Here is a 3807-nt window from a genome sequence, read left to right as displayed (position 1 = left end):
GAGTGCGCCCTGCTCGCGGCCGGGTTGGCCGAGCCCGGTGCCGGGCGGCCGGCGCTGCCGCGGCGGCTGCTCGACCGGGCCGGGGGCAATCCGCTGCACCTGGAGCACCTGCTGGCGGCCGCGCGGGAGACCGGCTCGCCCGAAGAGCTGCCCGCCACCGTGCAGGCCCTGCTGGGCGCGCGGATCGACGCGCTCGGGCCCGAGGAGCGCCTGGCCCTGGACGTCGCCTCGGTCATCGGGCGCGAGTTCGCCGTGCCGGAGGTGGCCCGGCTGGCCGACCGCGATCCCGGCCCCGTCCGGTCCGCGCTGCTGCGGCTGGGCCGGCGCCGGCTGGTGGAGCCGGCACCCGGGCCGGCACCGACCGCGGACCGGTTCCGGTTCGCCGGCGGGCTGGTGCACGAGGTGGCCTACGGGTGCGTGTCGAAGCGCGCGCGGTCCGAGCGCCACGAGCGGGCCGCCGGGCTGGCGTCCGTCCGGTCGTCCGGGGACGGCGCCGTCGGCGGGCACCTGGAGCGGGCCCACCGGCTGCGCACCGAGCTGGGCCTGCTCGGCCCGGGCACCGAGGAGTTGGCCCGGCGGGCCGCCGAACTGCTCGGCCGGGCGGGGGCCCAGGCCCTGGCCCGGTCCGACCTCGCGTGGGCGGAGGACCTGCTCGACCGGGCGCTGGCCCTGTCCGGCCCGGACGGGCCGGTCGGCCCGGGTGCCGCCCGGCGGCTGGGCGAGGCCAGGTTGGCGCTCGGCCGCGGCGACGCGGGCCGTGCCCTGCTGCGGCAGGTGCGCGCGGCGGGGGCGGACCCGGTCGAGACCGCGCACGCGCGCCTGGCCCTCGCCGTCGCCGGGGCCGGGCCGGAGTCGCCGCCCGCGGCGGCCCGGGCGGTGCTGCCGGTCTTCGAGGCCGCCCGCGACGAGCTCGGCCAGGCCCGGGCCTGCCTGCGGATCGCCCAGGACCACCAGGTGCACGGCCGGCACGGCGCGGCGGAGCGGCTCCTCGACCGCGCGCTGAGCCACGCCGTCCGGGCCGACGGCGAGCCCGAGCGGGCCGCCGCGCTGGGCGCCGTCGGGATCTCGCTGTGGCGCGGCCCGCAGCCGGTGCCGGCCGCGACGGCCCGGTGCCGGGAGCTGCTGGCCGCGCACGGCCCGGGCCGGCGCACCGTGCGGGTGACCGTCAACTGCCCGCTCGCCGTGCTGCTCGCGCTGCCGGACGAGCCGCGGGCGGCCCGGGCCCGGCTCGCCGAGGCCGGGCGGCTGGCCGCCGAGCTGGGGTACGCCGAGGCACAGGTCTTCCTGCCGGTCTTCGGCGCCGAGGTGGAGGCGCTGGCCGGACGGCCCCGGCCGGCCCTGGAGCTGCTGGCGGCCGCCGCCCGGGCCGCCCGGCAGCTCGGCGCGGACGCCCTGCTGACCGCCGTCACCCTGGAGTCGGCCCGGCTGCTGGTCGAGCTCGACCGCCCGGCGGCCGCCGCCGAACGGCTCGCCGCCGTGGACGTCGACCGGCCCCGGCCGCACGCCGAGTCGGCCGCGCTGGCCGGTCTGCGCAGCCGGATCGCCGCCGCCGCGGCCCGGCCGGGCGAGGCCCTGCGGCTGGCCGGGCAGGCGGTCCGGGCGGCGGCGCTGACGGACTCCCCGATCGTCCGGGCGGTCGCCCTGCTGGACCGGGCGCACGCGCTGCTGCTGGCCGGTCACCGGACCTGGGCGGCGGCGGCCGCGACGAGCGCCGGAGCGCAGTTCGCGGCCAAGGGCCACCGGCCCGGCGCGCGCGGGGCGGCGGAGCTCGCCGACCGGGCCCGACGCCCGCGCGCACACACCGTGGAACAGAGAGGAACTGACGCATGGTGACACCCGCCGGCGCCGCCGCAGCGGGGCGCACGCTGACCTGGAGCCTGCGCGACCGGCGCCCCGAGGACCTGCCGGTGGCCGCCGACCGCGAGCCGGCGGCACCGGCCTGGGCCGCGGGCGGTGCCACCGGCCGCGGCGTGCGGGTCTGCGTCGTCGACTCCGGGGTGGAGCGGAACCACCCGCTGGTCGGGCCGGTCGACGGCTCCTGGGTCGTCGTCAAGGACGGCACGGGTGCGGTCACCGTCGAGCCGACCGGGACCGGGGACACCTGCGGCCACGGCACCGCCTGCGCCGGCATCATCCGCCGCACCGCGCCGGACTGCGAGCTGTACAGCGTGCGGGTGCTCGGCGAGCGCTTCTCCGGCACCGGGGACGTGCTGCTGGCCGGGCTGCGCTGGGCGGTGGCGCAGGGCTTCGACGTGATCAACCTGAGCCTGTCCACCACCCGCACCAGGTTCGCCCAGGAACTGCACGAGCTGGCCGACGAGGCCTACTTCGCCCGCACCGCGATCGTCGCCTCCGCCCACAACACGCCGGTGGAGAGCTTCCCGTGGCGATTCGCCTCGGTCATCTCGGTGGGCAGCCACGCAGAGCTCGACCCGGACCTGTACCTCTACAACCCGGCGCCCCCGGTGGAGTTCTTCGCACCGGGGCAGAACGTGCCGGTGGCCTGGCTCGGCGGCACGTCGATCCGCACCACCGGCAACAGCTTCGCCACCCCCTTCATCGCCGGGCTCTGCGCCCGGATCCTGTCGCAGCACCCGCGGATGACGACCTTCCAGCTGAAGAACGCGCTGTACCTGTCCGCGGCCAACGTCCATGTCGTCGACGCCGACAGCAGTCGGTAACGGAGGTGCCGGATGCCGCACGACCAGCCGACCCGGAGCAGAGCCGCCGCGGGCCCCGACCGCGGGGACGCCGACCCCGCGGCGGCGGAGCTGCTGCGGTCCGTCGTCGAGGTGGCCCGGGCCATCTTCGGCGCCCAGGCCAGCTCGGTGTTCCTGCTCGACGAGGAGGCCGGTGAACTGGTCTTCCAGGCGGTCTCCGGCCGGGGGGAGGAGTTCCTGGTGGGCCGGCGCTTCCCGGCCGGCAGCGGGATCGCCGGCTGGGTGGCCGGCACCGGGGAGCCGATGGTGGTCGACGACCTGTCGCAGCACGCCGCCTTCGACCGCTCGCTGGCCAGGTCCACCGAGTACGTCCCCGACGCGCTGATGGCCGCTCCGCTGGTCCACGGCGACCGGGTGCTCGGCGTGCTGGAGGTGCTGGACCCGGCCCCGCAGGCCCGGGCCAGCCTTCCCGAGCTCGAACTGCTCGCCCTGTTCGCCCGGTTGGCCGCCGCGGCACTGCGGATCGCCACCGACCGCCGCCCCGCCGACGGCGGCACCGGCCTGGCACCCGAGCACCGTGCCCGCGCGGTCCGCCTGGTCGGCGAGCTGGCGGAGCTGCTGCACGGGACGGCGTAGCTCACGGCTGCGCGAGCTCGCGCAGCAGCCGCCGGGCCAGCGCGTCGTTCTGCCGGAAGAACGGCTCGTCGGCGTGCGGCCGCGCCAGGGCACCGAGCGCCCCGCCGGAGGCGAAGGCGCCGAGCGCGAACCGCCCGCCGTCGGTACGCCCCTGGCGGTCCAGCAGGGCGAAGGTCTGCCCGTCCACCGCCAGCCGCACCGCGCCGGGCCCGCCGACCGCGCGACCGCGGCCCTCCCGGACCAGCCCCGTGAGCAGGGCCGACCCGTCCCCCGGCAGGTCGTCGACGGGCAGCCGGGCCTCGACCAGGTGGCGCGCGGCGGCCACCCCGGGCAGGCAGTGCGAGGTGGCGGTGAACAGACCTGACGCCTCGTCGACACCGAGCGCGAGCCCGGCGCCGAGGTGCCGGACGAGGCCGGCCGCCGCCAGTGCCCGGAGCTGCTCCAGCCGGTACGGCGGCATGCCGGAACCGAGCAGCCCGGCCATCCGCAGCACCGGCCCGAGCGCCCGGGC

Annotated in this window: 2 protein-coding genes and 2 pseudogenes; 3 read left to right on the top strand and 1 reads right to left on the bottom strand. The window is 79.0% G+C overall.

The features are described 5' to 3' along the window. The 3 genes and pseudogenes from ACFW1A_RS39360 to ACFW1A_RS39350 all read left to right on the top strand — a co-directional run. Positions 1-1833, top strand: a pseudogene (locus ACFW1A_RS39360) (adenylate/guanylate cyclase domain-containing protein); the annotation flags it as partial. Then, positions 1827-2681 (top strand): S8 family serine peptidase, encoded by an 855-nt coding sequence (locus ACFW1A_RS39355; protein WP_380418308.1) that lies wholly within the window; start codon positions 1827-1829, stop codon positions 2679-2681. The pseudogene ACFW1A_RS39360 and the gene ACFW1A_RS39355, both read left to right, overlap by 7 nt. A gap of 12 nt (positions 2682-2693) precedes the next feature. Then, positions 2694-3296 carry a GAF domain-containing protein gene (locus tag ACFW1A_RS39350; RefSeq protein WP_380418306.1) on the top strand — a complete coding sequence of 201 codons (603 nt, stop codon included), beginning with the start codon at positions 2694-2696 and terminating at the stop codon, positions 3294-3296. Between the two features lies 1 nt (position 3297). Here the strand turns inward: ACFW1A_RS39350 and ACFW1A_RS39345 are convergent. Continuing rightward, positions 3298-3807, bottom strand: a pseudogene (locus ACFW1A_RS39345) (hypothetical protein); the annotation flags it as partial.

This window comes from Kitasatospora sp. NPDC058965 (assembly GCF_042741245.1).
In the GTDB taxonomy this organism is placed as follows: domain Bacteria; phylum Actinomycetota; class Actinomycetes; order Streptomycetales; family Streptomycetaceae; genus Kitasatospora.
The sequence above is the reverse complement of the archived record's forward strand: the minus strand, read 5'-3'. Positions and strand labels throughout refer to the sequence as shown.

Excerpts from the sequence above, each read along its gene's own strand:
- ACFW1A_RS39350 (WP_380418306.1), top strand. The coding sequence starts at position 2,694 with ATGCCGCACGACCAGCCGACCCGGAGCAGAGCCGCCGCGGGCCCCGAC.
- ACFW1A_RS39355 (WP_380418308.1), top strand. The coding sequence starts at position 1,827 with ATGGTGACACCCGCCGGCGCCGCCGCAGCGGGGCGCACGCTGACCTGG.